The following is a 26252-nucleotide window of genomic DNA, read 5'->3' as shown; positions in this document are numbered from 1 at the left end:
AAGCTCGTATCGGCGATGGCACGGGGCAGGCGAACTGCCGCCCCGCGCCTGTATCGCATCAGCTGTTGGCGTTGATCGCGCTCAGCAGCGAGTCCACGGCCTCGTCGCCGATATTCTCACGCACCATGTCCTGCAGGGGCGCGGTCGCATCGCGGAACTGCTGCAGTTCGTCTTCGCTGAGGTCGATGATCTCCATATGCTCGGCGATCTGCGCCCGCTGCTCGCTCAGCATTTCGTCCTGCACGTCCCACTCAAAATTGGCAGCGTCCACAAGCACCTCGTCGACCACCTGCTGCAAGTCCTCGGGCAGGCTGTCATACCACTCCTTGTTGATGAGGTTCACGTTGGCCAGCAGGATGTGGCTGGTTGTGGTCAGGTACTTCTGCACCTCGTAGAACCGCTGCGAGAGGATGTGCCCGAAAGGGTTTTCCTGACCGTCCACCACGTTCTGCTGCAGCGCGCCGTAAAGCTCGGGGAACGCGATCGGGGTCGGGGCGGCGCCAATAGCTTCCCAAGTCGCGACCGAATAGGGGTTTTCGGGTACGCGGATACGCAGGTTGTTCGACTTGATGTCCTCGGGCGTATGCACGGCTACTTTGGAGGTGGTGAGCTGCCGGAAGCCAGCGTTGTGGAACAGACCGAACTTGATGCCTTTCTCTGCCAGCTTTCCGTCGAGGAAGGCCGAGAACTCGCTGTCGTTGAGGATCTTGCGCAGGCGCATGGTGTCGGTCGGGAACACGTAGGGAATTTCAAATGCCGCGAATTCCGGCACAAACTGCACCGCGCCCGAGGTCGAGGTGGGCACGAACTGCACGTCGCCGAGCATCAGCGATTCCATGAGTTCGCGGTCGCCGCCCAGGGCGCCGCCGCCCTGCTGCTGCACGTCGATACGGCCTTCGGACTTTTCCTCGATGTCCTTTTCGATCTTGTCGAACGCCTGGTAGAGCGGGTGCGACTTGTCGTTGAGCGTATGCGCGAGGATCATCGTATAATCGGCGGCGGCGGCGGGCATCGCTGCGCCAAGCGCGAGCAGTGCTGAAACCGAAAGCGTCTTCAAGTTCATGGTGGTGTCCTCCCTGTGGGTGTTGCGCTCGGCGGTCGTCAACCGGCGAGACTTGGCAGCCAGAGCGTCAGCCCCGGCCAATAGGTGACGACCAGAAGGCCGATGATAAGCAAGGCGATGGGGATCACGAGGCCGCGGCAGATCTGGATCACCGAAAGCTTGGTGATGCCGCTCGCGACATAGATGTTCACCCCCACCGGCGGCGTCGCAAAGCCGATCGCAAGATTGACCACCATGATCAGTCCGAAATGCACCGGATCGACGCCGTAAGGGGCGAGCACGGGCAGCAGGATCGGGGTCAATACGATGATTGCCGAGAGCGTTTCCATGACCATGCCAACGCCCAGCAGGATCACGTTGATGAGCAGCAGCAGGATGATCCGCTCGTCAATCGCGCCGCCGATGAACTCGCCGATGGCGGCAGGCACCTGCAGCAGTGTCAGCACCCGGCCAAGCGCCGCCCCGGTTCCGGCGATGATCAGGATCGGTGCGATGGTCAGCCCTGTGTTGACCAGCACGCGCCCCAGATCGGACGGCGAAAGCTCGCGGAAGATCACCATGGCGACAAAGCCGCCGTAGACGCAGGCGATGGCCGCTGCCTCGGTCGGGGTGAACGCCCCTGCATAGATGCCGCCCAGCACGAAGACAGGCGCGACGAGGGCCCAAAAGCTTTGGCGGAAGGCTTTCGCAGCGCTCACCGTTCCGGCGTCAGAGGTGATCCGCGCGGCGTGCTTGCGCCCGTAGAAATGGGCGTAGAGCATCAGCAGCGCGCCAATCACAAGGGCCGGTCCAATGCCGCCAATGAACAGCGCCGAGACCGAGACTTGCGCGGACATGCCGTAGATGATCATCGGGATCGAGGGCGGGACGATGACGCCGAGCGTGCCCGCCGCGGTGACCAATGCGGTCGCGAAGCGAAGGTCGTAGCCGCGCGCCACCAGCAAGGGCACCGCCATGGAGCCGATCGCCGCCACCGTCGCGGGCGAGCTGCCGGAGATCGCTCCGAACAGCATGCAGGCCGCCACGGTAGACATCGCCAAACCGCCGCGGAACCGGCCAAAGACCGCGTCCGCAAAGCTGAACAGGCGGCGGGCCAGCCCGCCCTGCGTCATGATCTCGCCCGCCAAGATGAACAGCGGGACTGCCAACAGCGGGAAGCTGTCGAGCGCAGTGACCACCGAGCGTACCACTTGCCCCGGGTTGGTCGGAGCGCCAAGCCAGCCGGGCAGCAGCGCCGCGTATCCGAGCGCGAAGGCAACCGGAATGCTCAGCAGCAAGACGACGATAAAGAAGCCAAGAGAATAAACGGCAAGCATCAGGGCCCCCTACACGTCTTCGTGGATGACGGCGTGCTCGTCCGTCAGGTCAAGGCCCGGAACGGCCCCGTCGCGGACCAGCAGCCAGAGCGCCTGAAGGGCGCGCAGCAAGGCCATGCCCATGCCGACCGGCACCGCGAGGTAGACCAGCCACATCTGTATCCCCAGCCCCGGCGAGGCCTGTCCGATCTTCGCGACCCGCTGGGTGAGGGGCACCGAGTACCAGACCATCAGCGCGAAGAAGAGCCCGGAGCCGAGCAGCGCCAGCACCGCGAAGGCGCGCAGCCAGCGCGTGCCGCAGAGCACCGGCAGCAGATCGACCGAGATATTGCGTCCCTCGCGCACCGCGAGGCTCACGCCGATGAAAGTGCACCAGACCAGAAGGTAGCGGGCCAGTTCCTCGGACCACACCAGCGGCGAGCCAACGATGTAGCGAAACACCACCTGCGCGGCGAGGATCGCGACCAGCGCGAAAAGGATGATGGCAAGGATGGCGCGCTCGAAATGCGCCTCTAGTGCGCGGAGCAGTCTCATGCGTCGATCACCTTGCCGGGGTTGAGGATGCCGTTGGGATCAAGTGCGTGTTTGACCCGGCGCATCACCTCCAGTTCCTCCGGAGTGCGGGAGAATTCGAGATATTTCTTCTTGGTCGTGCCGATGCCGTGCTCGGCGGAAACCGAGCCGCCGAAAGCGAGCACCGTGGCATAGACCGCCTCATCGAGCGCCTCGCCCGGCTGCGGTTCTGCCCCCGGCACCCAAGCCAGCAGGTGCAGGTTGCCGTCGCCGATATGGCCGTAATAGACCGACCGACCTCCGGGCACCGCCGCGGCCACGGCGTCGCGGCAGGCATCGGCAAAGGCGTCCATCTGTCCGGTAGGCAGGCCGACGTCATACGCATGATGCGGCCCCAGCGTGGTCTTGAACTCGGCGCAGGCATCGCGCACCCCCCAGAAGGACTGCACGTCCGAGAGACTCTGCGAGATCGCTGCGTCGTCGATCACCCCTTCCTCGAACATCGCCTCAAGAAAGGCCATGAAGCGCGGCCCGTCGATCTCTTCGTCGGTGCCCTGGGCCTCGATCAGCACGGTATGGGCGTGCGTCCCTTCGAGAGGATCGCGCACCCCCGGCACAGCGCAGGCCACCTGCCAGTAGTCTGGCCACATCGCCTCGAATGCGGAAAGCGTCGGTCCCAGCTTGCGCCGCGCGCCGCGCAGCAGATCGACCACCTTGCCATAATCCGACAGGCCGCAGATGGCCGCATGGGTGCAGCCGGGGGCAGGGTGCAGGCGAAGGACCAAGCGGGTGATCACCCCAAGCGTGCCCTCCGAGCCAATGAACAGCTGCCGCACGTCGTAGCCGGTGTTGTTCTTGATGAGCTTGGAGAGCGCGTTGACGATGGTGCCATCGGGCAGCACCACCTCGGCACCGAGCACGAGGTCGCGCGTCATGCCGTAGCGGATCACCCGATTGCCGCCTGCATTGGTCCCGGCATTGCCGCCGATGGCGCAGGAACCGCGCGCGCCGAGGTCCAGCGAGAAGAACAGCCCGCGCTCGGCGGCGGCCTTCTGGATGGTCTCAAGCGGTGTTCCGGCGAGCACCGTCATCGTGGCCGATGCCTCATCGATTTCCTCGATTCCGACCATTTTCTCGAGCGACAGCGCAATGCCGCCTGCGATCGGGCGCGCTCCGCCGCAGAGGCCGGTCAGACCGCCTTGCGGCACCACCGGCACGCGTGCCGCATTGGCGGCGGCGAGGATCGCCGAGACCTGTTCGGCAGAGCGTGGGCAGAACAGCGCGGAAGGCGCTTCCGGCGCGAGCGCTGACCAGTCGTTCCAGTTGCGCGGCGGCACCGGATCGATAAGCGTAGCGCGCGCGATCTCGGGCAGTCCGGACAGCATCGCGGCCAAGGCCTCCGGCTGGCATGCAGGATTGGGGACTCCTCCGTCCATGCAGCGCACTCCTCCTCTAGGGTACCAACTGCTTCGAAATTTACAGCTTGCAATATCACTGTCAACCCAGCAACATGTCAGTCATGCATTCAGCCTCGGAGAAACACATGTCCGCCCCTTTGACCCTTGACCAGAGCGCGAAAAGCGCGCCCCGTGCCCATCTTTTCGGGGTCTCCGTGGCCATGGTGACGCCGTTCACCGAAAGCGGATCGGTGGATCTTGCGCGGCTGGCGGCGCACGCCGCCGATGTCGTGGGGCAGGGGGTGGACGGGATTACGCTCTATGGCACCACGGGCGAAGGCGCCTCGCTTGGCATGAGCGAGCGCGCGGCGATGCTGGACGCTGTGAAAGACGCGGGCGTGCCCGCCGACAGGATCACGGTCGGCATCGCAGCCTGTGATCCCGAGACCGCAGAGACGCAGGCCCGCGCCGCTTTGAGTGGCGGGGCTTCGCGCTTGCTGCTGGCGCCGCCGTTCTATTTCAAGGGCATCACCGACGATGCGCTCTTCACCTGGGTGACGGAATTTGTCGCGCGCCTTGGCGACGCCAGCCCCGAGATCATCCTCTACCATATCCCGCAGGTCACCGGCGTGAGCTTCGACGCGCCGCTGGTGCGCCGCCTGAAGGATGCATGCGGCGCGGCGATCTACGGCGTCAAGGATAGCGCGGGCCGTTGGGATCACGCGACCGCGCTCTTGCCGATGGACGATCTGGCGATACTAATTGGTGATGAGCGCCTGCTCGCCCGCGCGGCCCCGCTCGGCGGCGCCGGTGCGATCAGCGGCATGGCCAACTTGCTCCCCGGGATGATGCGGCGCCTCGTGCACGCGGGCGAGCCACAGCCCGCACTGGATTCCCTCGTGGACGAGATTGTGCAGGTCCCGGTGACGCCGCTGGTCAAGGCGCTCGTCGGCGCTGCCCGCGACGAGGACGGATGGCAACGCACCCGCGCGCCCCTGCAGCCTGCCGACGCGTCAGTGATTGCCGCACTGGCCCCCCGCGTGGAAGAACTCGCTGCCATACAGGCTCCCTGACGGAGAAAGAGATGACGCTGCGCGACCAGGCCTACGAGACATTCACCGAACAGCTTCTGTCCCGTCAAATCTCGATGGGGCAGTTCGTGTCGCAGCGCGAGCTGGTGAAGATCACTGGTATGCCACTCGGTGCGATCCGCGAGATGATCCCACGGCTCGAGGCCGATGGCCTGATCCGCACTGTGCCGAACCGCGGATTGCAGATCGTTCAGGTGGACGTTGGCCTGATCCGCAACGCGTTCCAGTTGCGCGCGGTGCTTGAGCGTGAGGCGGTGCGCAACTTCGCAGCAGTCGCGACAGACGACGAACTTCAAGATTTGCAGCGCCGCCATCTCGACATACGCGAGGCGGCGTTGCAGGGGGTGAATCCGCAGCTTCTGGCCGCCGCGCAGCAGATGGACTGGGACATGCACGACCGGATGATCGACGCGCTCGGCAATGACATCATCTCGGCGATCTACCGCACCAATTCGATAAAGATCCGGCTGATCCGCAACGAAGACACGCGGATGCTGCCAGAGCTCGTGGTTTCCGTCATGGACGAACACCTTGCCCTTATCGATGCGCTGATCGCCCGAGATGCGGCCTCCGCGGAAGCGGCGTTGGCGGCGCATCTGGGAAGTGCAAAGCAGCGCGCCGTGCGCATTTAAACCGAGCAAGAGCGCAGACGATCGGCGCCGTCATAGACTGAGGTGGTCCCCATTTTCCGGACAGTTTAGCGGCGCTGCTAAGCTTGCCTGGTGATCATGCTGCCGCCTTGAGGCCGGGGCCCTGATGGGCCTCGACCGGTGTTCTGCCTCCAAGTGTCGAATGTGGGCGCTCGGTGTTGTAGAAGGTCATCCACTTTCCGATGCCTGCCCGGGCCGCAGACCCGGTTTCGAAGGCGTGGAGGTAGACGCACTCGTATTTCAGCGACCGCCATAGCCGTTCGATCATGACGTTGTCCATCCAGCGTCCTCGACCGTCCATGGAGACCTTCACCGTCGCGTCCAGCAAGGGCTGCGTGAAGCGCGGGCTGGTGAACTGGCTGCCCTGATCCGTATTGAAGATCTCGGGCCGTCCGTGAAGCCGAAAGGCATCCTCCAGCGCCTCAATGCAGAACTCGGTGTCCATCGTGTTTGAGAGCCGCCAGGACAGCACTCGGCGCGTCGCCCAGTCCATGATCGCCACGAGGTAGAGGAAGCCCCGCCGCATGGGAATGTAGGTGATGTCCGCGCACCAGACCTGGTTTGGGCGCTCGATCACGGAGGTACGGATACTTGCGGTGCTCCGGGTGGGGCACCGTCGTGCGCGGCGGCTGGTAGACAGCGCGCAGGCCCATCCTCGCCATCAGCCGCCGGATGCGCTTGCGCCCGACGCAGTAGCCCTGGTTGCGCAGGTGCCTCGCCATCTGGCGGCTGCCGTAGAAAGGCGTCTCCATGAACTGCGCATCGATCAGCTTCATCAACGCCAGGTTCAGCGGTGTCTCGGTTCTGCCTGGCCCATACCACGCCGATCAGCTGATCCCGATCAGCGCACATTGCCGGGTGATCGACAGCACCGAGTGCTTCGGATCGATCATCTCTCGCCTCCGGGACACGCTCACCGTCCGGAGGCTTTGACTAAAAAATCCCGCTCCACCACGAGTTGGCCGATCTTGGCGTGCAGCTTCTCGATCTCGCCCTCCTTCTCGGCCGCCTTCGCCTCGGCCTTGCCGGAGAAGATTGCGGACATGCCCTCGAGCGCCTGCCGCTTCCAGGTGTTGATGAGGGTCTGATGCACGCCGTGCTTTGCCACCAGTTCGGCGACCGTCAGCTCACCACGGATAGCCTCAAGCGCCACCTTCGCCTTGAACTCGGCGCCGTAATTCTTTCGTTTGCCAGCCACGCTGTTCTTCCTCGTCATCGTTGGCGGCAAGCTTAGCAGGGTGTCCAGTTTTCGGGGACCATCTCACTGCGCACTGAGCAAACGTCGTTAAGAGCCGCCAGCACAGGGTGAACAAAACGGATAGTCTCCCGTGGCGTTCTCTAATCGCCGTGGTCGCGGTCAGGCATATTGGATCGCTTCGCAGCAACGCCGCTCTACGGTGTCGCTATCGATCTCTCGCTCGACGCGGAGCGATGACCGGCGCGACATCGCTCCGGTACCAGTGACCGTGGCCCGAGACTTTTTAGCTTAGAGATATACGCGACCGATAAATGCATCGAGCCCGCCACGGCAGGGTCCTTTCAGAGACCGCCGAAATGCATCGCCTTCGTTTCGAGATATTCGTCGATCCCTTCTTGACCGCCTTCGCGACCGAGGCCGGAGGCCTTGACGCCCCCGAAGGGCGAGACCTCGTTACTGAGAAGGCCGGTATTCAGCCCCACCATCCCGAACTCCAGTGCCTCGCCGAAGCGGAACGCCCGGGACATGTCGCGGGTGTAGAAATAGGCGGCAAGGCCAAAGGGCGTGCCATTGGCCAGCGCCAGTGCCTCGTCTTCCGTCTCAAAGCGGAATATCGGCGCGACCGGACCGAAGGTCTCCTCCGCCGCGAGGCGCATCTCGGTAGTTGCGCCGGACAGAACCACCGGATCGGCATATTGTCCGGTCAGATCGCGCGAACGGGTGGCGCGGGTCGCACCACGCTCCAAGGCATCGGCCACATGGGCGTTGATTTTCTCGATCGCGGCGGGATTGATCATGGGACCGATGTCAATCCCTTTCTGGTCGCCGGGGCCCACACGGAGCGCGTCGACCCGCGCGGCCAGCGCCGCAACAAAGGCATCGTGGATGCCTACCTGCACCATGATCCGGTTGGCGCAGACGCAGGTCTGCCCGCCATTGCGGAACTTCGACTGGATCGCTCCCTCGACCGCCGCGTCAAGATCGGCGTCATCAAAAATCACGAAAGGGGCGTTCCCGCCCAGCTCCAGGCTGAGCCGCTTGAGCGTGGGCGCGCATTGCTCGGCCAGAAGCGCGCCCACGCGGGTCGAGCCGGTGAACGACAGCTTGCGCACCACAGGGCTCTTCGTCAGCGCGCCGCCGATCGCCTCGGGCCGGCCGGTCAGCACGTTGAGCACCCCGGCCGGGATCCCGGCGCGTTCGGCCAGCACCGCAAGCGCCAGCGCGGAATAAGGCGTGAAATCGGAGGGTTTGATCACCATGGTGCAACCTGCCGCCAACCCAGGCGCCACCTTTCGGGTGATCATGGCGATGGGAAAGTTCCAAGGCGTGATGATTGCGCACACGCCGACCGGCCCCTTCATGGCGAATATCTTTTTGCCGGCGGTGGGGGAGGGAATGATCTTGCCGTTGATGCGCCGCGCTTCTTCCGCGAACCAGCGCACGAAGCTGGCGCCATAGGCTACTTCTCCGCGGGCCTCGGCCAGCGGTTTGCCCTGTTCGGCGGTCAAGATCTGCGCCAGGTCCTCGGTATTGTCGAGGATAAGGTGGTACCAGGCCAGCAGGATATCCGCCCGCTCCGCATGGGTGCGCGAGGCCCAGCTTTTCATCGCCCGCTCCGCCGCCGAGATTGCCTCCTCTGTTTCCGCCGCGGTGCAGTCGGGCAGGTCCCCCAGCGACGCCCCGGTTGCGGGATTTGTCACGGTCAGGCCGGGGCGGGACCGCCAGTCGCCGTCGATCAGGGCTGCGTTGCGGAAGAGGTCAGGGTCGTTTAGGATCATGCTAGGGTCTCCAGTGCAGTGAGGATCGCTGTGGTAATGTCATCGGTGGACTGCTGGCCCGGGCGTGTGCCGATGCCCTGGCCGGTTGCGGCTTCCGTGGCGGTCATGATGGCATTCGCCGCAGCGATCTCGCCTAGATGGTCCAGCATCATGGCCGCCGACCAGATCGCCGCGATGGGGTTGGCAATGCCGCGCCCGGCGATATCGGGGGCCGAGCCGTGCACCGGCTCGAACATTGAGGGGCTGCTGCGGTCGGGACAGATATTGGCCGAAGCCGCAAAGCCCAGCCCGCCCTGGATCGCCGCACCAAGGTCGGTGAGGATGTCGCCGAAGAGGTTGGAGGCCACCACCACGTCGAGGCTTTCAGGGGCCATCACCATTCGCGCGGCCATCGCATCGACATGCGTCAAGGTCACGGTCACGTCCGGGTAATCCTGCGCGACCTGGCGGGTCATCTCGTCCCAGAAGACCATTGAGTGCTTTTGCGCGTTGGATTTGGTGACGGAGGTGACGTGCCCGCGCCGCGCGCGGGCCTGTTCGAAGGCGAAGCGTAGGATGCGTTCGATGCCCGCGCGGGTGAAGATCGCCGTCTCCACAGCCACCTCATTCGCCATGCCCCGATGGGCACGACCGCCCGCGCCGGAATATTCGCCCTCCGTGTTCTCGCGGATGCACAGGATGTCGAATGCTGCGGCCTTCAGCGGGCCTTCGACACCGGGCAGAAGCCTGTGCGGACGGATGTTGGCGTATTGGTTGAACGCCTTGCGGATCGGCAGCAGCAGCCCGTGCAGAGAGATCGCATCGGGCACCGTTTCCGGCCAGCCCACGCAACCGAGATAGATCGCGTCGAAAGCCCGGAGCGTCTCGATCGCGCCCTCGGGCATCATCTTTCCGGTCTCAAGGTAATGCGCGCAGGACCAGTCGAACTGCTGCGACGTGACGGCGAAACCGTGTTGCTTGGCAGCCGCGACAACGACCGCCATCGCGGCCGCGGTGACATCCCCGCCGATCCCGTCGCCGGGGATCACGGCCAGATTATATGTATGCATGTGTTGCTCCGCCGATAATCAGAAATCAGAAACCTTGCCCCACTGGCTGTGGCCTAGACGGGCCAGCCGGTATTGAGCAGTTTCGGTGATTGGACTCCGGCCCAGGACCATGTCGGCCACCAGATGGCCAACGCCGGGTCCGATTCCGAACCCATGGCCCGACAGGCCCGCCGCCAGGACAAGACCGGGAATGCCGATGTCGGCATCGATGACCGGTACGCCATCCGGGGTACTATCGATATAGCCGCCCCACGCGGCCTGAACGGGCGCCTTGCGCAATTCGGGCATCAGCACGCGCGCGCGCTCAAGCGTCTGGGCGATAACCGTGGCATCCGGCTTCGGGTCCAGGATTCGGGTGCGTTCCATAGGGGTCGGCTGGTCCAGCGCCCAGCAACGGCGCGTCTCGAATCCCGCGGCCCAGGCCTGGGTGCCGCCGGGGCGCAGCACCCGCCAGCGCCGGGCGAACATCGGCAGAAAATGCCGCATGCCGAGGATTGCGCCCGGAGTCGGATCAAGGTTCGCTCGCCCCGAGGTGGCCAGAGTGTAGCCGCCATCGGCGCGTCGCGTTACCGTCACGGACTTCGTATGGAGGGTGTCAGGCAGGCCCATCACGCCCGGAGCGACCGACAGGATCGAACTGCGGGCCGAGGCCTGCGGAAAGAAAATGCCGATCTGGTGCAGGAAGCTTGCGGCCCAGGCCCCGCCGGCCACGACAACGGCAGACGTGCGCACCGTGCCGCGTTCGGTCACAACCGCCGAAACGCGGCCGCCACTGCGTTCGATGCCCCGCGCGGCGCAGGACTGCACCACATGACCGCCCAGCTTTTCCACGGCCTGTGCGATTAGCGGGGCCGCCCGAGCCGGGTCGGCGGTGCCGTCAGTGGGCGACCAGACACCGCCCTTCCAGCGCTGGCCGGTGGCCGCGCCGCGTGTTGCAGCCTCTTCAGCGGTCAGCATGCGGGTGTCGATGCCTTCGCCTCGCGCAAAACGGCCCCAATCGTCCCAGCCCTCGATCTCTGCATCGTCATTGGAGAGATAGAGCAGGCCGCAGCGACGAAATCCCAGGCTGTCCCCGATCTCTGCGCCCATGCGTTCCCAGAGGTCTAGGCTCTTCGTCGAGAGCGGCAGTTCGCGCGCGTCGCGGTTCTGCTGGCGGCACCAGCCCCAGTTGCGGCTGGACTGTTCGCCCCCGATCACCCCCTTCTCGAGCAGGGCGACTTTCTGGCCTGCGCTTGCCAGCCAGTAAGCGGTACAGACGCCGACGATCCCTCCCCCGATCACGACGCAATCGGCTTGGGAGGGCATTATGTCGGAGGTGGTCACGGAGAGGCGTGGCGCGGACATGGGCAGACCTTTCATTTTGAACGGACCTTAGCCGGGGCCCGGCAGCGCGTTGTTCTGCAATCGCCCCCGCAAACGGCATTTCCTTTTGAAACGTGGTGATAAATAAGGTGCGGTAGAACACCATCCCGGATGGGCATTCCGCCTCCCTGATCCTGACCCAAGGAAAAGCAATGAAGCCGGCCTACAAGCTCGACAGGATCGACGTGAAAATTCTCGCGGTGCTGCAGCGCAACGGCCGCATCACCAATGTCGAGCTTGCCGATGCAGTGAACCTCTCGCCCTCGCCCTGCCTGATGCGGGTGAAAAAGCTGCAGCAGGCGGGCTATATCTCGGGCTATTCGGCGCAGATCGACTTGGCACGCCTGGGCTCGACCATGACGGTCTTCACGGAATTTACACTCAAGAACCACCGGCAGATCGACTTCGCCCGCTTCCAAGAAGCGCTGGAGAAAATTGACAGCTGCGTCGAATGCCACCTGGTGTCGGGCGGCTACGATTACCTGGTGAAGTTCGTCACCAACGGGATCGAAGATTACCAGTCCATCGTCGAGGGGCTGATTGACCGCGAGGTAGGTATCGACAAATATTTCAGCTTTGTCGTGTTGAAAACGCCCTTCGCTCGCAAGCATGTCGATCTGACCCGGCTGTTCAGCGACCCCGACTGACGCTTAGTAGCCGCGCACTGGATCGACAAGACCCGGCACCTGCGTGCCGTCGCGCAGCGCCCGCATTACTGACAGCGCATGCCTCGCGCCTTCGGTCGCATCGGTCTGGGCCGCCACATGTGGGGTGACGATCACGCGGGGATCCTGCCACATCCAATGGTCCGCGGGCAACGGTTCGGGATTGGTCACGTCCAGCATGGCAGCCGAGATCTGACCCGATTTCAGTGCGTCGCGCAAAGCGACGGTATCGAGATGCGCGCCGCGGCCAGCATGAACGAGGCAGGCGCCCCGGGGCAGGGCCGAGAGCGTCTTCACGTTCAGAATGCCCCGCGTCTCGGGCGTTAGCGGCAGCAGGCAAATCAGCAGATCGGACCGCGCCAGGAACCGTTCCATGTCGGAGGCCGCGAACATCGGCACGGCGCCGTCTACGCCGGACCGCGAAAGCCCCGCCACGTCGAAGCCCAAGGCTTGCAGGCTAAGTGCGGCCAGCGTTCCGATCCTCCCCATGCCCAGGATTCCGACCCGGCGCGACCCGGCCAGCGCGACGGGGTGGCTCTGCCAGGTGCCCGCCCGACCCTGTTCCAGGTAGCGGGGCAAGTCGCGGTGCAGCGTGAGCGTCGCCATGACCACCCAGTCGCGTACCATCGCCTCGATCCCTGGCGCCAAGGTGCGCGACAGCGCCACGCCTGCGGGCAGGGGTGGCAGATGGTCGACACCCGCGCCGACGGAGATCACGGCGCGCAGGTTGGAATACCGCGACAGATCGGCGGGCGGCACCCAGCAGGCAATCGCTGTCACCTCCGCCGGATCGGTCACGGCATCCTCGCCGGAGATTATCGGTATCCCTTCGGCCTCGAAGAGCGATTGCCAGACGGGCCGCCGGTCGGGGGTGGAGGTGAACAGCAAAGCCATCAGCGCGTCTCCTTGCGCAGTGCCCGACGGACGGGCGGGAGGAAGAGGCCGCATCCCGCGCCTGTGAGGTCCGGACGTGCCAGACGGAAACCATCATGGAGAGCGCCGAAACGGCAGACGGTGCGGTGCATCGGCTCAGCCAAGGGCCTGCGATACCAGCGCATGAGTGCGGTAGTCGGATTCCGGATGAGCCTTCGCAGCGCGCACCATGGGTGTTCCGGTCCCGGCGATGGCGAGGCCCAGCTCCTCGATGAAGGGGACCAGGCCCAGGTCCTCGTAGACGTCGATGCGCAAGGGCTGCCCCTCCATCCGGGTGGCCGCCGCCGCAATCAGCGCCCGGGCGGTGGCCGGGTTGCGCGCCACAATCGGGCCCAGCACATGGCCCCGACCGAACCGGCGTAGCATGGCAAAGCCGCCGTCGGCGCTCAGCGTCTCTCCCGCCTCGGCGATCCGCGTAAGCAGCGCGCCCCGCTCCATTCCGCTGGCGGCGAAGTCCATCTTCGCCAGTCGCTGAGGGTTGACCGAGCCGACCTGCACGTCGCACTCGGGCGTTGCCGCCCGGGCCGTCCCGCCCATCTGGACGATCCGACCGTTTTCGAGGAAGCCGAGCTTGCGGTAGAGCGGCATGCCCTCCGGCGTCGCGACGAGGCGCATCTCGCGGTCTTCTGCCAGTGCCATCGCCGCTTCCATCACCTTGCGTCCCAGGCCACGGCCACGCATGGAGCCGTCGACGATGATCATGTTTAGCGTTGCCACCGGGCCATGCAGCGAACACAGCGCCGTCGCGACGACTCGCCCGTCTGCCAAGCCGATCACTCCGCGGGACACCGAGAGGTTCAGTGCCCAGTCTTCCACCCGATGCGCCCAGCCGACAGCCGTGGACAGAGCTTGGGCGCCCTCCAGATGTGCCGGCTCGAACCCGACGATGTCGACGGCGGAGGGGGCGGGGGAGGGGGTGTCAACTCTGGTCATGGTACCGTTCCTGCTTCATTCCTCCGAAACGTAGCAGTCCCGTCGTGGCATCATTGGCTTGATCGCGGGTAACGGCGGCAGATTTGGCCAGACTGCGCCGGGTGAGGCCGCAGAAAATGCCGTCATTCGCTCAGGCTTTTGCCAAGCCGTCGGATCAGCGCGCAGGCGGCCTGCAACTCGTCGCGGTGCAGGTATTCTTCCGGTTTATGGGCACGTGCGATATTGCCCGGGCCGCAGACAATGGAAGGGATGCCGGCGGCCTGGAAAAGCCCCGCCTCCGTTCCGAAGCTGACGGCGTCCAGCGGGCACTGACCGCTGAGCCGGGCAAGGCGCTCAGCCAGCGGGTGATCGGTGGCCAGGGCCAGCGCGGGATAAGCGGAAATTATGTCGCAGGCGGCCCCCGCTGCCTCGGCAGCGGCGCGCACAGGGGCGAGTAGGGTCATCGGGTCGGCCCCGGCGATGGCGCGCGCCTCGATCTCCGCCACGGCAGCGTCGGGTATGATATTGAGCGCCTGACCGCCAGAGATCGTGCCGATCTGCAGGCTGGACCAGGGCGGTGCGAAACGGGCGTCCTGCGCGCCCTTTGTCAGCGCAGCGGCCTGGCCGACAGCGGCCTCCAGCACAGGTACTAGCGTGTGGATGGCATTGTCCCCAAGATCGGGCCGTGAGGAATGGCCCGCCGTTCCGGAGGCGGTGACGCGGACCGCGGCCTTTCCCTTGTGTGCCAGCACCGGCATCAGCTCGGTCGGCTCGCCGATGATCGCTCCCTGCGGTCGCGCGCAGAGATCGGGAAGCGCCGCCAGCAGATGCGGTACGCCGCGGCACCCGGCCTCTTCATCGTAGGAGAGCGCCAGGTGGATCGGCACCGGCAGGTCCATCGCGGCGAGCTCCGGCAGCATCGACAGCGCGGCAGCGACGAAGCCCTTCATGTCGCAGGCACCGCGTCCTATCAGCCGCCCGGCGTCCTCGCGAAGGACGAAGGGGTCTGCGTGCCAGCCCGGTTCCGTCGCCGGAACGACATCGAGATGCCCCGAGAGCACGAAGCCTGGCTTGTCGACCGGCCCGATGCTGGCGAAGAGATTGGACCTGTCGCCCTCGGGACCGGGCAGCACATGCGCGGCGATTCCCAGCGCTGACAGCCAGTCGCGGACGAACTCCACGATCCGCCCGTTCGGCCGGGCGACCACGCTGTCAAAGCCGACCAGTCTGGCCAGCATCTCTTCCACGTTCCCGGGCTCTTTCGTCATGCCTGCTCTCCTCGGTTTCATCCGTGCGTCCAGAATGCACCGTTCCGGTCAGACGGCGGACCCGACTTCCGGCGGCTGCCGGCACGCTCTGCTGCAAGCGGCGATGCAAACGCAATTTCATGCCTCTGACCGGGCGAACCCAGCATCTCTTTACCTCCGGAGTGTCGATGCTGAAAGGAGGACACCAAATCGGAGATACCCATGACCTTCCGCCCCAAGTTCATCAGTTTCGACTGCCACGGTACCATGATCTATTTCGACATGGCCGGCGCTGCGCGCGACCACTACGGCGCGCATCTTTCGCCCGAGCAAATGGAAGTCTTCGTCCGCGACTTCTCGGCTTACCGGCTCGACGAGGTTCTGCACGATTTCAAACCCTACGCCGAGGTCGTTCACAACGCGCTCGAACGCACCTGCAAGCGCAACGGCGTGGTCTTCGATCCTGCGGTTGCCAAGGATATCTATGACCGCGTCCCGACCTGGGGGCCCAATCCCGACGTACCCGCCGGCCTGTCGCGCGTGGCGGAGGAATTCCCGCTGGTGGCCCTGACGAATTCGATGAACGCACAGATCCCGCATAACATCGCCAAGCTCGGCGCGCCGATTGCCCATGTGCTGACAGCGGAAAGTGCCGGTGCCTACAAGCCCCACATGCAGGCTTTTGAGTATATGTTAGACACGCTGGGCTGCGGGCCGGAAGACGTGCTGCACGTCTCCTCCAGCTTCCGCTACGACCTGATGACGGCGCATGACTTGGGCATCACCAACAAGGTCTGGGTCAATCGCGGGCACGAGCCCGCCAACCCCTATTATGGCTACACCGAGGTGCCGGACGTTTCGCATCTGCCCGCGGTTCTGGGCCTCTGAGCGATGAAGTTCGCATCCTACTGGTACGACACCGCGCCTGCCTTCGACGGCGGGCGCACCGATCCGGTCGAGGGCCGATACGACGTCGCGGTCATCGGCGCCGGCTTCACCGGGCTCAATGCCGCGCGAAAGCTGGCCCGTGAGGGCCTGCGGGTCGCGGTACTGGAGGCCGCAAATGTCGGGGCAGGGGGATCGGGCCGCAACGGTGGGCATCTGAATAACGGCATCGCCCATGGCTATGCCGATGCCCAGTCCCATCTCGGGGCAGAGCGAGCGCGGCGCCTATACCGCGCCTTCGACCGCTCAATCGAGATGATCGAGGACGTGATCGCCGAGGAAGGCATCTCTTGCAGCTTCCGCCGCTCGGGCAAGCTCAAACTGGCGTCGAAGCCCAGCCACGTCGCTGGGCTTCGCGCCAATCACGAGTTGGTCGCGCGGGAGGTCGATCCCGCCACCCGCTGGATCGACCGGGCCGATCTGAAATACGAGATCGGCTCCGACGGGTTCCATGGCGGCATCCTGTTCGAGAAGTCCGCCATGATGCACATGGGCCGCTACCTGACCGGCCTCGCGGAGGCCGTCACGCGCCACGGTGGAAAGATCTGGGAAGGCGCGCCGGTCACTGGACGTAGCAGGACGCGGGACGGCTGGGCGCTGGAGACTCCGCGCGGCACAGTGCACGCGGACACGGTTATCGCTGCGACCGGCGCCTACTCCGCGCAAGTGCCAAGGGCGCCGTTGAAGTATTTTCGCAAGCGGATCATTCCCATTGCCTCTTTCGTGATTGCCACCCGGCCGCTGACGGAGGCCGAGGTCGCGCAGACGATGCCCGGCAACCGGACCTGCGTGACGTCGTTGAACATCGGAAACTACTTTCGTCTCTCGCCAGACAACCGGCTTATCTTCGGCGGGCGGGCGCGCTTCTCTGCCCGGTCCGACCAGAAATCCGACGCGGCTTCTGGCGCGGTCCTGCGCGAGGCGATGACCGGCATCTTCCCGGATCTGGCCCCGGTGGAGATCGACTATTGCTGGGGTGGGTTGGTCGGACTGACCCGGGACCGCTTTCCCCGCGCAGGAGAAGCCGACGGCATGATCTACGGCATGGGTTATTCCGGCCACGGCGCGCAGCTGTCTACCCTCCTTGGGCAGGTGCTCGCCGACTTGGCGATGGGGCGCAAGGATACCAACCCGCTTGAGGGGCTGGACTGGCCGGCCGTGCCCGCGCTCAACGGCAAGCCGTGGTTCCTGCCGCTGGCGGGGCTCTGGTTCGGATTGAAGGACCGGCTGTCCTGACGAGAGGGACGTATGAGATCGTCTCTCGTCCGGTCGAGACCGAGGCATCCCCGACGTCGCCGTGGCAGCGTTTTCGAACGCGATCGGCGGCGTGGGGGAGCGCGGTCGCGCGCAAGACGCTTCAGCCCAGAGAATGTGCTGCTAGACCGTAGTGGACCATGCCCTCAGTCGCGCGGCGGTTTGCCCCAAGGTGCATTTCCGTCACCGTATCGAACTGCCGCATACCGGCGGCGGTCACCAGCCCGCGCAGGGCCTCGTTCTCACCGGGGGTATCTATCCGAAAGAAGCCGCCCTGCGCCTGACGGAAAAGCTGAGCCACGATCTGGACTGCGGTCTCTTCGGTATCGGCCGCCAGTGGGCCGATCAGGTCGCCCTTGCCGAACCGTCGCCGTAGGGCAAAGCCGCAGGGCCGTCCGGCGCGCCATGCCACCACACCGGAGGACACCCCGAGCAGCGCGTCGATTGCCGCTCTGCGGTCCAGCCCGTAAGCGATACTGTCCATCTCCCGAACCGTGACGTGATCCTCGGGCGAAAGCACTGTGAGTTCGAGCCCGGGCATGGCTGGCACCTCCGGCACGCGCACAATATGACCTTGGTGTTGGTAGACAGTCATCGCATGGCGGAACCCGGCGCTCAGATATAGTCTGTAGCCGGAGCGGGTCGCATTGAGGCGCATGTCGCGCCCTTCGCAAACTTTCATGAGCCGTTGAAGGAGAAATCGCCCGCCGCCCCGTGCCTGAAGCCGCGGCGGCGTCACCATCATGCCCAGCATGGAAAAATCCCCGCCGGTTGGAAAATGCATGGCAGAGCCGAGCGGGCGGCCAATCTCGTCCAAGGCGATATAGCCCTCGCCCAGCTGCAACAGCAGGTCCAGATCGCTGTCCCGATGAGGCCAGAAGACGCTGACGGTCAGCTCGTGCAGCAGCGCACGATCTTTGGCGGCGATCGGCCGCACCTGCGCCTCGTAAGCATCCATGCGAAGAGTGTCGTTCAAATCCGCCGCCTCCGGTCCGGCCGGGTTTCGGACCCGGGAAATTCATCGGGCGCGATACGCGCGCCAGTTCTACCGAAAGGTGGCGCGCCCGTTCCAGGCTGCAAGCGCCGACCTCATCAAACCCTACCTGCAGACGCAAAGCAGGTTTACCCATATTAGACCGATATTCGGTACTTTATGCCCATTTCTTGCGCGCCGCGCAGGTATCGTAACGCCCCCGGCCCCCCCCGGTCATTGTTCGCTTGCAACCCGGCCAAGAACTATGTCGAGGGTCTCGATAAAACGGTCAATATGGTCCGGCTGGCAAACGAGCGGCGGACGGACTTTCAGAGTATCCTCGTTCGCGCCCGTGGTGCTAATCAGTACGCCCTCGTCCCGCATGCTGTTTACAACGTCCAACGCCATGCTGCGGCGCCGGTGCGCAGGTGTGTCCGCCGTGCCGATGTCGACGCCGATGAAGAGCCCGGCATGCCGGACCTCCTGCAGCATCGCGTGCCGCTCCCCCAGCGTCGCCAGCCCGTCACACATGCGCGCGCCCATCCGCACGGCATGGCCCGGAATGTCATCGCGCTTCAGCACCGTGAGCACTGCATCGGCGGCGGCGATCCCTACGGTGCTGCCGGCAAAGGTGTTGGAATAGCGCGCCGTTTGTCCGAAACTTTCCATCGGGTCGCGGCGGCCCACGACGGCGCCGATGGGAAAACCGTTGCCCATTGGTTTGCCCAGCGTGGCAAGGTCCGGCACGATCCCGTGCCGTTGGAACCCCCACATATGCGACCCTGTGCGGCCAAAGCCGGGCTGCACCTCGTCGGCGATCACCAGCCCGCCGGCGGCCCGCACCGCCTCTACGCCGCCCGCGATGAAGCCCGGCGGGTCAGTCCAGACGCCGTCGCTGGAGAAGATGCTGTCGAAGAGCAGCGCGGCCACACCGATGCCGCGCCGGTCCAGGTCGTGGATCGCAGCCCTGACCTGTGCGGTGAAATGCGCCTCTGCCTCTCCGGCCGGAACGCCTTCCGGCCCCGGCAGGTCGATCATCCGCACCGAGGGGCTGAGCCGGACGGCGTCACCCAGGTTCGGCGACACGGCCGCCACCGCGGCGCTGGTGCCGTGATAGGCGTAGGACGACACGATGACGCCTTCGTTACCGCTGACGTGGCGGGCGATCCTGAGCGCCAGGTCGTTCGACTCGCTGCCTGTGCAGGTAAAGACGACGCGGTCCATCGCCGCCGGGAAGGTCGCGACGAGCCGTTCGGCATAGTCGACGAGCCGCGGCTCCAGATAGCGCGTGTTGGCGCTGATCAGCGCGGCCTGTTCGGCCATTGCTGCGGTGACCTCGGGGTGGCAGTGACCTAGAGAGGGCACATTGTTGTAGAAATCGAGATAGGCTCGGCCATCAGGATCGTAGAGCCACATGCCCTCGCCGCGCACGAAATGCACCGGGGTGCTATATTGCAGCCGATAGGACGCGCCCAGAACCGCGTCGCGACGTGCGATCAGCGCCGCCTCGCGCTCCGGCAGCTTGGTTTCGCCCGGACGGTAGCGGTTGGGCATGAGGTCTGTGGTCATCAACTTATACCTTCCTGGTTCGGTGCGGGTGGCGTAGCAGAAAGCGCCTTCTCGATCGCGGCCTGTGCGGCCAGCGTGTCGAGCCGCGACAGGATTGCCAGTCCGCGTTCCGCCCGTGCGACGTTCTTATTGATATATGCGGCCTGGTCCGGAAAGAGATGGGACCGCCAGCCATTGATGAGCACGAGCGCCGCCTGCCGGGCCCGCATGAGGCCCACAAGGACCCGGCGGTCGAGCGCGGAGAGGGGAATGACGCTGGCATAGCCTGCGATCAGCATCTCTGCCCCGCCCAGCGGCTGCTGCGCATCGGTGACCATGTGTCCGGCGGCGATGGCCAGGTCCTGAAGCCGCGGGTTCCAGCCGCCGTCGCCGAAATCTATGAAGCCCGCGCCGCTGTCGGTCATCAAGATGTTGTGCGGGCTGGGATCGTTGTGGGTGATCTGCCAGTCAAGCGCCTCCAGATGCGGGGCGACCTGCTCGGCATGCTCCGCCATGGCGCCGCGCACCAAGTCGGAGAGCGGGCCCGGTCCCAGATGACGGGACAGGGTGGAAAGCTCAGGCCAGCATCCGACGTGCCACAGCACCGGACGCCCCCCCCAGGCGGGCTGCAGCGGCCGAGCGCAAGGTTCAGCCGGGCGAGGGACCGTCCCGTGCCGAAGACCAGCGCCGGTGTCTGCGCCGCGCTATGCAGCGGCGTGCCGTCGAGCCGGGTCTGGAGGTAGCCGCAGGTCTCCCCGTCGTGAAACATCGCACTGCCGTCGCGCGTCCGGATCAGTCGGGGCGCGACCACCGCGCCATGGCCTTCGAGCCCGGCAAGCACACCGGACTGGAATGCAAAGCTCTCCCGCGCCTCGGCCCGGGAGGAGGTCTTGAGGATCAGGCGAAGGCCCTCGGGCGTGCGGATCTCGTCAGTTCGTTCCACCTCTGAGGCAAGCGGCACGATCTTTGCCGCGATCCCGTAGTGTCGGGCCAGCAACTCGGCGGGCCGGTCCGCGCCGCGGTGCTCCGGCCGTTCGGCCATGGGTGCGAGGGCCGCTTGGAACCAGCCGTCCGGGAGCGCTTTGGCACCGGCCTGAAGATCGGGCAGTGTGCTCATGCCGCCCCCGCTGCCGACGCCGTTTCGGCATAGACCTCCGCAAGGTCATGCAGGCCCCAATTGCCGCCGGTCAAAATGGTGCAAACCTTTTCGTTGGGGCGGAGCGTGATCGACCCTGCGAGCAGGGCGCCAACACCGATGGCGGCGGAGGGTTCGCTCAACAGCTTGGCATCGCGCGCCAGCGCCTTCATCCCGGCGACGATATGCGTGTCCTCCACCGTCACGATCTCGTCCACGTGGCGCTCGATGATGGGCCAGGGGTTCTGGCCCGGCACGCTGATACGCAGCCCGTCGGCGATGGTGTCGAGCAGCGGCAGTGACACGCGTTCGCCCTTGATCCAGCTCCGGTAATACTTGGGTGTCAACGCGGGCTCAGCCCCTATTACGCGCACCCCGGGTTTCAGCGCCTTGAGCGCCGTGGCGACGCCCGAGATCAGACCGCCGCCGCCCAAGGGCACGATCACCGTATCCACATCGGGCAGTTCCTCCAGGATCTCGCAGCCGATAGTGCCCTGTCCGGCCATGACGCGCGGATCCTCGAAGCCATGCACCGTCTCATAGCCCTTTTCCTCCGCGATGCGGTAGACCTGCTTCCAGCGCGCGGCGGTGTCGCCATCGTAGAGGATCACCTCGGCACCCAATGCGCGTGTGTTGTCGATTTTCTGCTGTGGAGAGGACGTGGGCAGCACCAGAACCACCTTCGCCCCCAGCATCCGCCCCGCCCAGGATAAGCCCTGCGCATGGTTGCCGGAGGAGGAAGAGATCAGCCCCCGCGCGAGCTGCTCGGGGGACAGTTGCAGCACGGTATTGAGCGCGCCCCGAATTTTGAAGGCACCAGTGACCTGAAGCGTCTCGGGTTTGAGGTAGAGCTCGCAGCCCACGGCCGGTTCGATCCTGTCGGCCCGCACCATCTGCGTGTGCCGGATATAGGGCGCTATGCGCGGACGGGCGGCCTGAATATCCTCTATCGTGGGATGGTCTTGCATCTCTTGGGTCTCCTCATCCCGCCGGGGTCAGAAAATCGAAACATCTGCCGATGCCGCGCGCCTTGGCCTCGCGCAGCAACACGGCGGCGGTTGTGTTGTCCTGGATCGCCATGCCGGTGGAATCGAAGATGGTGATCTGATCGTCGCTCTGGCGGCCGGGCTTGCGGCCGAGCAGCACCTCGCCTATCTCGTCGAGAGGGCCGGTGACGATCCCGGCCCGCAGGGCATGTTGCACTTCGCCCTTCTCTATGCATTGTGCGGCGGCATCGACCACCACGCGGGCATCGCGGAAAAGCTCCGGGTCGAGTTCCTGTTTGCCGGGCTGATCGGTACCAATGGCCACCAGATGCGTGCCGGGGCGCAGCCAGCCCGCCCGCAGCACCACTCCGCTGGCGCGGGTCGTGGCGACGACGACGTCGGCCTCCGCCACGGCATGCCTTGCGGTGTCCGCGACCGAAACCGGAATGCCGAACTCCGCCTCGATCTCTGCGGCAAAGGCTCGCGCGCCCTCGATCGAGCGGCCCCAGGCGTCGATCGCATCGATCTGCATGACTTCGCGGATCGCACGGATCTGCATGCGTGCCTGGTTTCCGGTGCCGATGGCGGCGAGCCTGTGCGCACCGGACCGCGCCAGCGCCCGGACCGACACCGCGCCCGAGGCACCAGTGCGGTACCCGGTCAGCAGACTGCCGTCCATAACGCAGGTCAGGGCGCCGCTTGTCCCGTCGAAGAGCAGCACGGTGCCCATTCCATTGGGCAGACCGAAGCGGCCCGGATTGTCGCGAAACCCGCCCGAAGACGCCTTGAGCGACACCAACTCCCCGCTGCGACGGTACCCCGCCTTGAAATCGATCTCGGCCGCCTCGGTGGTCAGGTGGATGCCCATGTAGGGGGGCTGGTCCACATCGCCGCCACTGTAGGCGAGATAGGCGTCCTCTACCGCGACGATCACGTCGCGCATCTGCAGAAGGCCGCGGACCTCCTCCTTTGTCAGCAGCAGAGTGCCGGTCATCGCCGCGCCCTCCGCATCGCCATATGATCCTGAAACGCATAGCCTTTGATTATCGCGGGCATGAACCACGGATCCCCGCGGTAAAGCGGTACGGCCGCGGGCGCGCGCGATACGAAGGCGCTCTGGCCTGCTTCGTCGCCGAGCAGACGGTGGGCCGCGCGGCTGCCCACCCAGGGAGCCCAGACAACGCCGGATCCGCAGAAGCCGGTAGCATAGAGGATGCCGTCATGTTCAAAGAGCCGGGGCAGCATGTCACGGTTCATGGCCACGCTGCCGAACCAGCTGTGACTGAGCGTGACGTTTTCCAGTTCCGGGAAGATCTGCGCCAGCCCGGCCTTCAGGCGCAGGGTGGGTTCCAGCGGATCTCCCCGGCGCGAGGCATCGCGCCCGCCCAAGAGGATCTTCCGGCCATCGGGCGAAGGCCGGTAATAATAGCCCAGCTGCCGGTTTTCGCCCATCATCATGCGGCGCGGCATCAGGCGGTCCATCACTTCGGCGGACAGGTCTTCCGTGGCGATGATCCGGCTGCGGACCGGGATGAGCCGGCGCTGGAGGTAGGGGGTCGCGCCGTCGGTATAGCCATTGGTGCAGACCAGCACCTGTCGTGCCGCGACCGCGCCCCGCGCCGTGGCGACGCGGAACCCGGTGCCGTCGCGGCTGATCCCGTTGACCCGCGTTTCGCCATGCACATCAACCCCCGCCGTCAGCGTGACGCGCAGGATCTCGGCGTGGAACTTGCCGGGATGCAGGCCGCCAATATCCATCCGCACGGTGCCGCCGCGGTAAAACTCCGTCCCGATGTAGCCCTGCTGTTCGGCGTGGGGGACGGCGTAGGTGTCGATGCTCAGCCGCTTGCTCAGGGTTTCGGCTGCGCGGGCCATGATATCGTACTGATCATAACCGAGCGCGCCCTTGAAATTGCCGACCAGCTTGTAATCGCATCCCAGCCCTTCGGTGGTGATGAAGTCGTACAGGAACTCCCGTGCGGTCTTGCCCTCGGCCTCGATGCCGAGCGCGACCTTCTCGCCGAACCGTTTGGAGATTGCAGCAAAGCTGGGCCGGATGTTGCCGCTGGTGATGCCGCCATTGCGCGAAGAGGCGCCTTCGCCCGGCCGCAGGGCGTCGAAGACGGCGACGGACCTACCGGCCCGTGCCAGCACCAGCGCGGCCGACAGGCCCGCGAAACCCGCGCCGACGACGACCACGTCGACCTTGGCGGGGAGTGGGGCCTGGGGCAGGGAACGCGGCGGCGCGGCATCCCACCAGTAGGGCATTGCACTGCGGGCGGTGCGTGCATCTTGGGGCATGGTCGACCTCAGAAACTGTCGTTGCGAACATCGAGCGCGTCGCGAAGCCCGTCGCCAATGAAATTGAAGCTGGTTACTGCGATGGTGATGGCTGCGCCGGGAATGATCGCCAGCCAGGGCGCGGAGCCCAGATACTGCTGTGCGCCGTTGAGCATGTTGCCCCAGCTGGGCAGCGGCGGCTGGATGCCGAAGCCGAGGAAGCTGATGTACGCCTCGAGAAGGATCGCGCGGGCGACGGTCAGCGTGGCGGCGACGATGATCGGGCCCATGCAGTTGGGCAGGATTTCCCGGAACATGATATGCGCCTGCCCGAGGCCCAGCATCCGCCCGGCCAGCACGAATTCCCTCTCGCGCAGGGACCGGACCTCGGCCTCCACGATGCGGGCAACTTCCATCCAGCCGGTCAGGGCAATGATGATCGTGATCATGATCGGACTGGGCTTCAGCGCCACGGCAAGCGCCAGCAGCATGAAGATCGTGGGGAAGGACAGGAACCCGTCGACCAGTCGCATCAGTACCGCGTTTACGGTTCGGCCGCCATATCCGGCGACGACCCCGATGAACGTTCCCAGGATCGTCGCGATGAGCATGGCGAAAAAGCCCACCAGTAGCGAAATTCGGCCCGCCATCAGCAGTCGGACGGCAATGTCGCGGCCAAGAGGATCGGTGCCGAAGTAGTGATCGCCGGTCAGGGGCGTCGCGAAGCGGGCGAGCAAGTCGATATGTAGCGAGTCATAGGGCAGCAGATAGGGCCCGAAGATGCAGGCCAGCGTCAGCAGCGAGATCATCACCAAGCCCAGGAGCGCCAGGCGATGGCCGAAAAACTTCCGCATGACGCGGCTCTGCCACCAGCGGGGCAGGGGCGTCACTGTGATGTCGGTCGTGCTCATGGGGATATCCTTCCTGTGGTCTCAGGCCAGACGGATGCGCGGATCAACGAGGGCCACGGCAATGTCGGCACAAAGGTTTGCGACGATCGTCAGGAGGGCGGAGAACATCAAGAGCCCCATCACGACCGGGTAATCGCTGTAGCCCAGGCTATCTAGGAAGAGCCGCCCCATGCCCGGCCAGGTGAAGACCGTTTCCGTCACCAGAGCGCCGGTCAGAAGCGAGGGTACCTGAACGCCCGCTAGGGTGATCATCGGAAGCAGCGCATTGCCCACTACATGCTTCATCACCACGCGCCGCTCCGACACCCCCTTGGCGCGGGCGGTCTTTACGAAGTCCTGGCTGATCGCGTCCAGTGTCGCGGTGCGCATGAAGCGGCTCCAGATCGCGATATGGACCAGCGCCAGCACAATGGACGGCAGGATGAGGTGATGAAGATAGTTCAGCACCGACCCGTCGCCGATGGTGTACATGTTCCCCGCGGGCAGCCAGTCTAGGCGCAGCGCGAAAATGTAGATGCCGATGAGGCCGAACCAAAAGGTCGGGATCGACAGGGCGATCATCGCGCCCACGGTGGCGATATAGTCGAAGCCGGAATAGCGGTGCGTCGCGCCGCGGACGCCGATCCATGTGCCGACGGCGACGGCGATAACGGTGGACGACCCCATCAGCAGCAGCGTCGCGGGCACATGTCGGGCGATAACTTGGGTCACCGGGCTGCCATCGCGAAAAGAAGTACCCCAATCGCCCTGAAGGAGGCTCCAAACCCAATCGAGATACTGGACGTAGAGAGGGCGGTTGAGCCCCAGCTGCTCAGTGATCCTTGCGATGTCTTCCTGCGTCATGCCGGGATCGAGCGCGTATTGCGAGAGGGGTCCCCCGGGCATGAGATAGAGGACCAGGAACCCGATGATCGAGACAATCACCAGAAGGATGGCACTTTGAAGGAAGCGGCTGAAAAGGAAGGCGGCCATAGGGTGCTGCTCCATGTCGGCTGTGTCGTGTCAGGGTGCCGCCGCCCGCAGCGAAGGGAAGGGCGGCGGCAAGG

Annotated in this window: 27 protein-coding genes and 1 pseudogene; 6 read left to right on the top strand and 22 right to left on the bottom strand. The window is 65.3% G+C overall.

The window, feature by feature from the left end; translation table 11 throughout:
* Window positions 1-58 precede the first annotated feature (58 nt).
* The 4 genes from CEW88_RS19370 to CEW88_RS19355 are packed head-to-tail and all read right to left on the bottom strand — an operon-like array spanning window position 59 to window position 4328.
* Window positions 59-1063 (bottom strand): TRAP transporter substrate-binding protein, encoded by a 1005-nt coding sequence (locus CEW88_RS19370; RefSeq protein ID WP_108970029.1) that lies wholly within the window; start codon window positions 1061-1063, stop codon window positions 59-61.
* Window positions 1064-1101: 38 nt separating this feature from the next.
* Window positions 1102-2379: a TRAP transporter large permease gene (locus CEW88_RS19365; protein WP_108970028.1), complete on the bottom strand. Its 1278-nt coding sequence runs from the start codon at window positions 2377-2379 to the stop codon at window positions 1102-1104.
* A gap of 9 nt (window positions 2380-2388) precedes the next feature.
* Complete coding sequence (locus tag CEW88_RS19360) at window positions 2389-2913, bottom strand: TRAP transporter small permease (RefSeq protein WP_108970027.1); 525 nt, start codon at window positions 2911-2913, stop codon at window positions 2389-2391.
* A complete protein-coding gene (locus CEW88_RS19355) occupies window positions 2910-4328 on the bottom strand; it encodes an FAD-binding oxidoreductase (protein ID WP_438839487.1) in 1419 nt (472 codons plus the stop codon). Before CEW88_RS19355 ends, CEW88_RS19360 begins: the two co-directional genes overlap by 4 nt.
* A 107-nt stretch (window positions 4329-4435) precedes the next feature.
* On the opposite strand from CEW88_RS19355, the gene CEW88_RS19350 reads away from it, so the two are divergent.
* Both CEW88_RS19350 and CEW88_RS19345 read left to right on the top strand, forming a co-directional pair.
* Window positions 4436-5362, top strand: a complete 927-nt coding sequence (locus CEW88_RS19350; RefSeq protein ID WP_108970026.1) for a dihydrodipicolinate synthase family protein — start codon at window positions 4436-4438, stop codon at window positions 5360-5362.
* An 11-nt stretch (window positions 5363-5373) separates the two neighbouring features.
* Window positions 5374-6012, top strand: a complete 639-nt coding sequence (locus CEW88_RS19345) for a GntR family transcriptional regulator (RefSeq protein ID WP_108970025.1) — start codon at window positions 5374-5376, stop codon at window positions 6010-6012.
* A gap of 94 nt (window positions 6013-6106) precedes the next feature.
* Here CEW88_RS19345 and CEW88_RS25150 read toward each other — a convergent pair whose 3' ends face one another.
* Both CEW88_RS25150 and CEW88_RS25145 read right to left on the bottom strand, forming a co-directional pair.
* The gene (locus tag CEW88_RS25150; RefSeq protein ID WP_302664678.1) at window positions 6107-6670 is read right to left on the bottom strand and encodes an IS3 family transposase; all 564 of its coding nucleotides are present in this window, start codon (window positions 6668-6670) and stop codon (window positions 6107-6109) included.
* A 46-nt stretch (window positions 6671-6716) separates the two neighbouring features.
* Window positions 6717-6782: pseudogene (locus tag CEW88_RS25145) on the bottom strand (hypothetical protein); the annotation flags it as partial.
* Here CEW88_RS25145 and CEW88_RS25140 point away from each other — a divergent pair.
* Window positions 6781-6963 (top strand): hypothetical protein, encoded by a 183-nt coding sequence (locus tag CEW88_RS25140; RefSeq protein ID WP_302664681.1) that lies wholly within the window; start codon window positions 6781-6783, stop codon window positions 6961-6963. The pseudogene CEW88_RS25145 and the gene CEW88_RS25140 overlap by 2 nt on opposite strands.
* Here CEW88_RS25140 and CEW88_RS25135 read toward each other — a convergent pair.
* The 4 genes from CEW88_RS25135 to CEW88_RS19325 all read right to left on the bottom strand — a co-directional run bounded on the left by CEW88_RS25135 (window position 6944) and on the right by CEW88_RS19325 (window position 11399).
* The gene (locus CEW88_RS25135; RefSeq protein WP_302664676.1) at window positions 6944-7228 is read right to left on the bottom strand and encodes a transposase; all 285 of its coding nucleotides are present in this window, start codon (window positions 7226-7228) and stop codon (window positions 6944-6946) included. The two genes, CEW88_RS25140 and CEW88_RS25135, sit on opposite strands and share 20 nt — an antisense overlap.
* Before the next feature lie 341 nt (window positions 7229-7569).
* Window positions 7570-9006, bottom strand: coding sequence for an NAD-dependent succinate-semialdehyde dehydrogenase (locus CEW88_RS19335; RefSeq protein WP_108970024.1), 1437 nt, complete (start codon window positions 9004-9006; stop codon window positions 7570-7572).
* Window positions 9003-10055: a tartrate dehydrogenase gene (locus CEW88_RS19330; protein WP_108970023.1), complete on the bottom strand. Its 1053-nt coding sequence runs from the start codon at window positions 10053-10055 to the stop codon at window positions 9003-9005. The genes CEW88_RS19335 and CEW88_RS19330 overlap by 4 nt, the downstream gene beginning before the upstream one ends.
* Before the next feature lie 18 nt (window positions 10056-10073).
* Window positions 10074-11399: an NAD(P)/FAD-dependent oxidoreductase gene (locus tag CEW88_RS19325; protein ID WP_108970022.1), complete on the bottom strand. Its 1326-nt coding sequence runs from the start codon at window positions 11397-11399 to the stop codon at window positions 10074-10076.
* A gap of 170 nt (window positions 11400-11569) precedes the next feature.
* On the opposite strand from CEW88_RS19325, the gene CEW88_RS19320 reads away from it, so the two are divergent.
* Entirely contained in the window at window positions 11570-12064 is a 495-nt protein-coding gene (locus CEW88_RS19320) for an Lrp/AsnC family transcriptional regulator (protein ID WP_108970021.1), read from the top strand.
* 3 nt (window positions 12065-12067) lie between these two features.
* On the opposite strand, the gene CEW88_RS19315 is transcribed toward CEW88_RS19320, so the two are convergent.
* The 3 genes from CEW88_RS19315 to argE form a co-directional block, all read right to left on the bottom strand.
* A complete protein-coding gene (locus tag CEW88_RS19315) occupies window positions 12068-12976 on the bottom strand; it encodes a 2-hydroxyacid dehydrogenase (RefSeq protein WP_108970020.1) in 909 nt (302 codons plus the stop codon).
* A 135-nt stretch (window positions 12977-13111) separates the two neighbouring features.
* Window positions 13112-13948, bottom strand: coding sequence for a GNAT family N-acetyltransferase (locus CEW88_RS19310; RefSeq protein ID WP_108970019.1), 837 nt, complete (start codon window positions 13946-13948; stop codon window positions 13112-13114).
* 122 nt (window positions 13949-14070) lie between these two features.
* Complete coding sequence (gene argE, locus CEW88_RS19305; protein WP_108970017.1) at window positions 14071-15195, bottom strand: acetylornithine deacetylase; 1125 nt, start codon at window positions 15193-15195, stop codon at window positions 14071-14073.
* A 201-nt stretch (window positions 15196-15396) separates the two neighbouring features.
* On the opposite strand from argE, the gene CEW88_RS19300 reads away from it, so the two are divergent.
* Window positions 15397-16062, top strand: a complete 666-nt coding sequence (locus CEW88_RS19300; RefSeq protein ID WP_108970015.1) for a haloacid dehalogenase type II — start codon at window positions 15397-15399, stop codon at window positions 16060-16062.
* Between the two features lie 3 nt (window positions 16063-16065).
* Entirely contained in the window at window positions 16066-17355 is a 1290-nt protein-coding gene (locus CEW88_RS19295; RefSeq protein ID WP_108970013.1) for an NAD(P)/FAD-dependent oxidoreductase, read from the top strand.
* Window positions 17356-17476: 121 nt separating this feature from the next.
* On the opposite strand, the gene CEW88_RS19290 is transcribed toward CEW88_RS19295, so the two are convergent.
* The 9 genes from CEW88_RS19290 to CEW88_RS19250 form a co-directional block, all read right to left on the bottom strand.
* Complete coding sequence (locus CEW88_RS19290; protein WP_108970011.1) at window positions 17477-18331, bottom strand: N-acetyltransferase; 855 nt, start codon at window positions 18329-18331, stop codon at window positions 17477-17479.
* A 249-nt stretch (window positions 18332-18580) separates the two neighbouring features.
* The gene (locus CEW88_RS19285) at window positions 18581-19915 is read right to left on the bottom strand and encodes an aspartate aminotransferase family protein (RefSeq protein WP_108970009.1); all 1335 of its coding nucleotides are present in this window, start codon (window positions 19913-19915) and stop codon (window positions 18581-18583) included.
* On the bottom strand, window positions 19915-20409 hold the full coding sequence (locus CEW88_RS19280) for a phosphotransferase enzyme family protein (protein WP_108970007.1): 495 nt from the start codon (window positions 20407-20409) through the stop codon (window positions 19915-19917). The genes CEW88_RS19285 and CEW88_RS19280 overlap by 1 nt, the downstream gene beginning before the upstream one ends.
* Window positions 20319-20936, bottom strand: a complete 618-nt coding sequence (locus CEW88_RS25260; protein ID WP_368074614.1) for a phosphotransferase — start codon at window positions 20934-20936, stop codon at window positions 20319-20321. The genes CEW88_RS19280 and CEW88_RS25260 overlap by 91 nt, the downstream gene beginning before the upstream one ends.
* A 71-nt stretch (window positions 20937-21007) precedes the next feature.
* Window positions 21008-21997: a threonine ammonia-lyase gene (locus CEW88_RS19270; protein WP_108970003.1), complete on the bottom strand. Its 990-nt coding sequence runs from the start codon at window positions 21995-21997 to the stop codon at window positions 21008-21010.
* 13 nt (window positions 21998-22010) lie between these two features.
* Window positions 22011-23009, bottom strand: a complete 999-nt coding sequence (locus CEW88_RS19265) for an ornithine cyclodeaminase family protein (RefSeq protein ID WP_108970001.1) — start codon at window positions 23007-23009, stop codon at window positions 22011-22013.
* Entirely contained in the window at window positions 23006-24316 is a 1311-nt protein-coding gene (locus CEW88_RS19260) for an NAD(P)/FAD-dependent oxidoreductase (RefSeq protein WP_108969999.1), read from the bottom strand. The genes CEW88_RS19265 and CEW88_RS19260 overlap by 4 nt, the downstream gene beginning before the upstream one ends.
* 8 nt (window positions 24317-24324) lie before the next feature.
* Window positions 24325-25206, bottom strand: a complete 882-nt coding sequence (locus tag CEW88_RS19255) for an ABC transporter permease (RefSeq protein WP_108969997.1) — start codon at window positions 25204-25206, stop codon at window positions 24325-24327.
* A 21-nt stretch (window positions 25207-25227) separates the two neighbouring features.
* Complete coding sequence (locus CEW88_RS19250; RefSeq protein WP_108969995.1) at window positions 25228-26178, bottom strand: ABC transporter permease; 951 nt, start codon at window positions 26176-26178, stop codon at window positions 25228-25230.
* Window positions 26179-26252: the final 74 nt, after the last annotated feature.

This window comes from Alloyangia pacifica, from assembly GCF_003111685.1.
Lineage (GTDB): Bacteria > Pseudomonadota > Alphaproteobacteria > Rhodobacterales > Rhodobacteraceae > Salipiger > Salipiger pacificus_A.
Note: the sequence above shows the minus strand (reverse complement) of the source record. Positions and strands in the feature narration are given on the sequence as shown.

What these genes read in the sequence shown, in the direction of transcription:
- CEW88_RS19370 (WP_108970029.1), bottom strand. Translation starts at nt 1,063, where the DNA reads ATGAACTTGAAGACGCTTTCGGTTTCAGCACTGCTCGCGCTTGGCGCA.
- CEW88_RS19365 (WP_108970028.1), bottom strand. Translation starts at nt 2,379, where the DNA reads ATGCTTGCCGTTTATTCTCTTGGCTTCTTTATCGTCGTCTTGCTGCTG.
- CEW88_RS19360 (WP_108970027.1), bottom strand. Translation starts at nt 2,913, where the DNA reads ATGAGACTGCTCCGCGCACTAGAGGCGCATTTCGAGCGCGCCATCCTT.
- CEW88_RS19355 (WP_438839487.1), bottom strand. Translation starts at nt 4,328, where the DNA reads ATGGACGGAGGAGTCCCCAATCCTGCATGCCAGCCGGAGGCCTTGGCC.
- CEW88_RS19350 (WP_108970026.1), top strand. Translation starts at nt 4,436, where the DNA reads ATGTCCGCCCCTTTGACCCTTGACCAGAGCGCGAAAAGCGCGCCCCGT.
- CEW88_RS19345 (WP_108970025.1), top strand. Translation starts at nt 5,374, where the DNA reads ATGACGCTGCGCGACCAGGCCTACGAGACATTCACCGAACAGCTTCTG.
- CEW88_RS25140 (WP_302664681.1), top strand. Translation starts at nt 6,781, where the DNA reads ATGAACTGCGCATCGATCAGCTTCATCAACGCCAGGTTCAGCGGTGTC.
- CEW88_RS19335 (WP_108970024.1), bottom strand. Translation starts at nt 9,006, where the DNA reads ATGATCCTAAACGACCCTGACCTCTTCCGCAACGCAGCCCTGATCGAC.
- CEW88_RS19330 (WP_108970023.1), bottom strand. Translation starts at nt 10,055, where the DNA reads ATGCATACATATAATCTGGCCGTGATCCCCGGCGACGGGATCGGCGGG.
- CEW88_RS19325 (WP_108970022.1), bottom strand. Translation starts at nt 11,399, where the DNA reads ATGTCCGCGCCACGCCTCTCCGTGACCACCTCCGACATAATGCCCTCC.
- CEW88_RS19320 (WP_108970021.1), top strand. Translation starts at nt 11,570, where the DNA reads ATGAAGCCGGCCTACAAGCTCGACAGGATCGACGTGAAAATTCTCGCG.
- CEW88_RS19315 (WP_108970020.1), bottom strand. Translation starts at nt 12,976, where the DNA reads ATGGCTTTGCTGTTCACCTCCACCCCCGACCGGCGGCCCGTCTGGCAA.
- CEW88_RS19310 (WP_108970019.1), bottom strand. Translation starts at nt 13,948, where the DNA reads ATGACCAGAGTTGACACCCCCTCCCCCGCCCCCTCCGCCGTCGACATC.
- argE (WP_108970017.1), bottom strand. Translation starts at nt 15,195, where the DNA reads ATGACGAAAGAGCCCGGGAACGTGGAAGAGATGCTGGCCAGACTGGTC.
- CEW88_RS19300 (WP_108970015.1), top strand. Translation starts at nt 15,397, where the DNA reads ATGACCTTCCGCCCCAAGTTCATCAGTTTCGACTGCCACGGTACCATG.
- CEW88_RS19295 (WP_108970013.1), top strand. Translation starts at nt 16,066, where the DNA reads ATGAAGTTCGCATCCTACTGGTACGACACCGCGCCTGCCTTCGACGGC.
- CEW88_RS19290 (WP_108970011.1), bottom strand. Translation starts at nt 18,331, where the DNA reads ATGGATGCTTACGAGGCGCAGGTGCGGCCGATCGCCGCCAAAGATCGT.
- CEW88_RS19285 (WP_108970009.1), bottom strand. Translation starts at nt 19,915, where the DNA reads ATGACCACAGACCTCATGCCCAACCGCTACCGTCCGGGCGAAACCAAG.
- CEW88_RS19280 (WP_108970007.1), bottom strand. Translation starts at nt 20,409, where the DNA reads ATGGCGGAGCATGCCGAGCAGGTCGCCCCGCATCTGGAGGCGCTTGAC.
- CEW88_RS25260 (WP_368074614.1), bottom strand. Translation starts at nt 20,936, where the DNA reads ATGGCCGAACGGCCGGAGCACCGCGGCGCGGACCGGCCCGCCGAGTTG.
- CEW88_RS19270 (WP_108970003.1), bottom strand. Translation starts at nt 21,997, where the DNA reads ATGCAAGACCATCCCACGATAGAGGATATTCAGGCCGCCCGTCCGCGC.
- CEW88_RS19265 (WP_108970001.1), bottom strand. Translation starts at nt 23,009, where the DNA reads ATGACCGGCACTCTGCTGCTGACAAAGGAGGAGGTCCGCGGCCTTCTG.
- CEW88_RS19260 (WP_108969999.1), bottom strand. Translation starts at nt 24,316, where the DNA reads ATGCCCCAAGATGCACGCACCGCCCGCAGTGCAATGCCCTACTGGTGG.
- CEW88_RS19255 (WP_108969997.1), bottom strand. Translation starts at nt 25,206, where the DNA reads ATGAGCACGACCGACATCACAGTGACGCCCCTGCCCCGCTGGTGGCAG.
- CEW88_RS19250 (WP_108969995.1), bottom strand. Translation starts at nt 26,178, where the DNA reads ATGGCCGCCTTCCTTTTCAGCCGCTTCCTTCAAAGTGCCATCCTTCTG.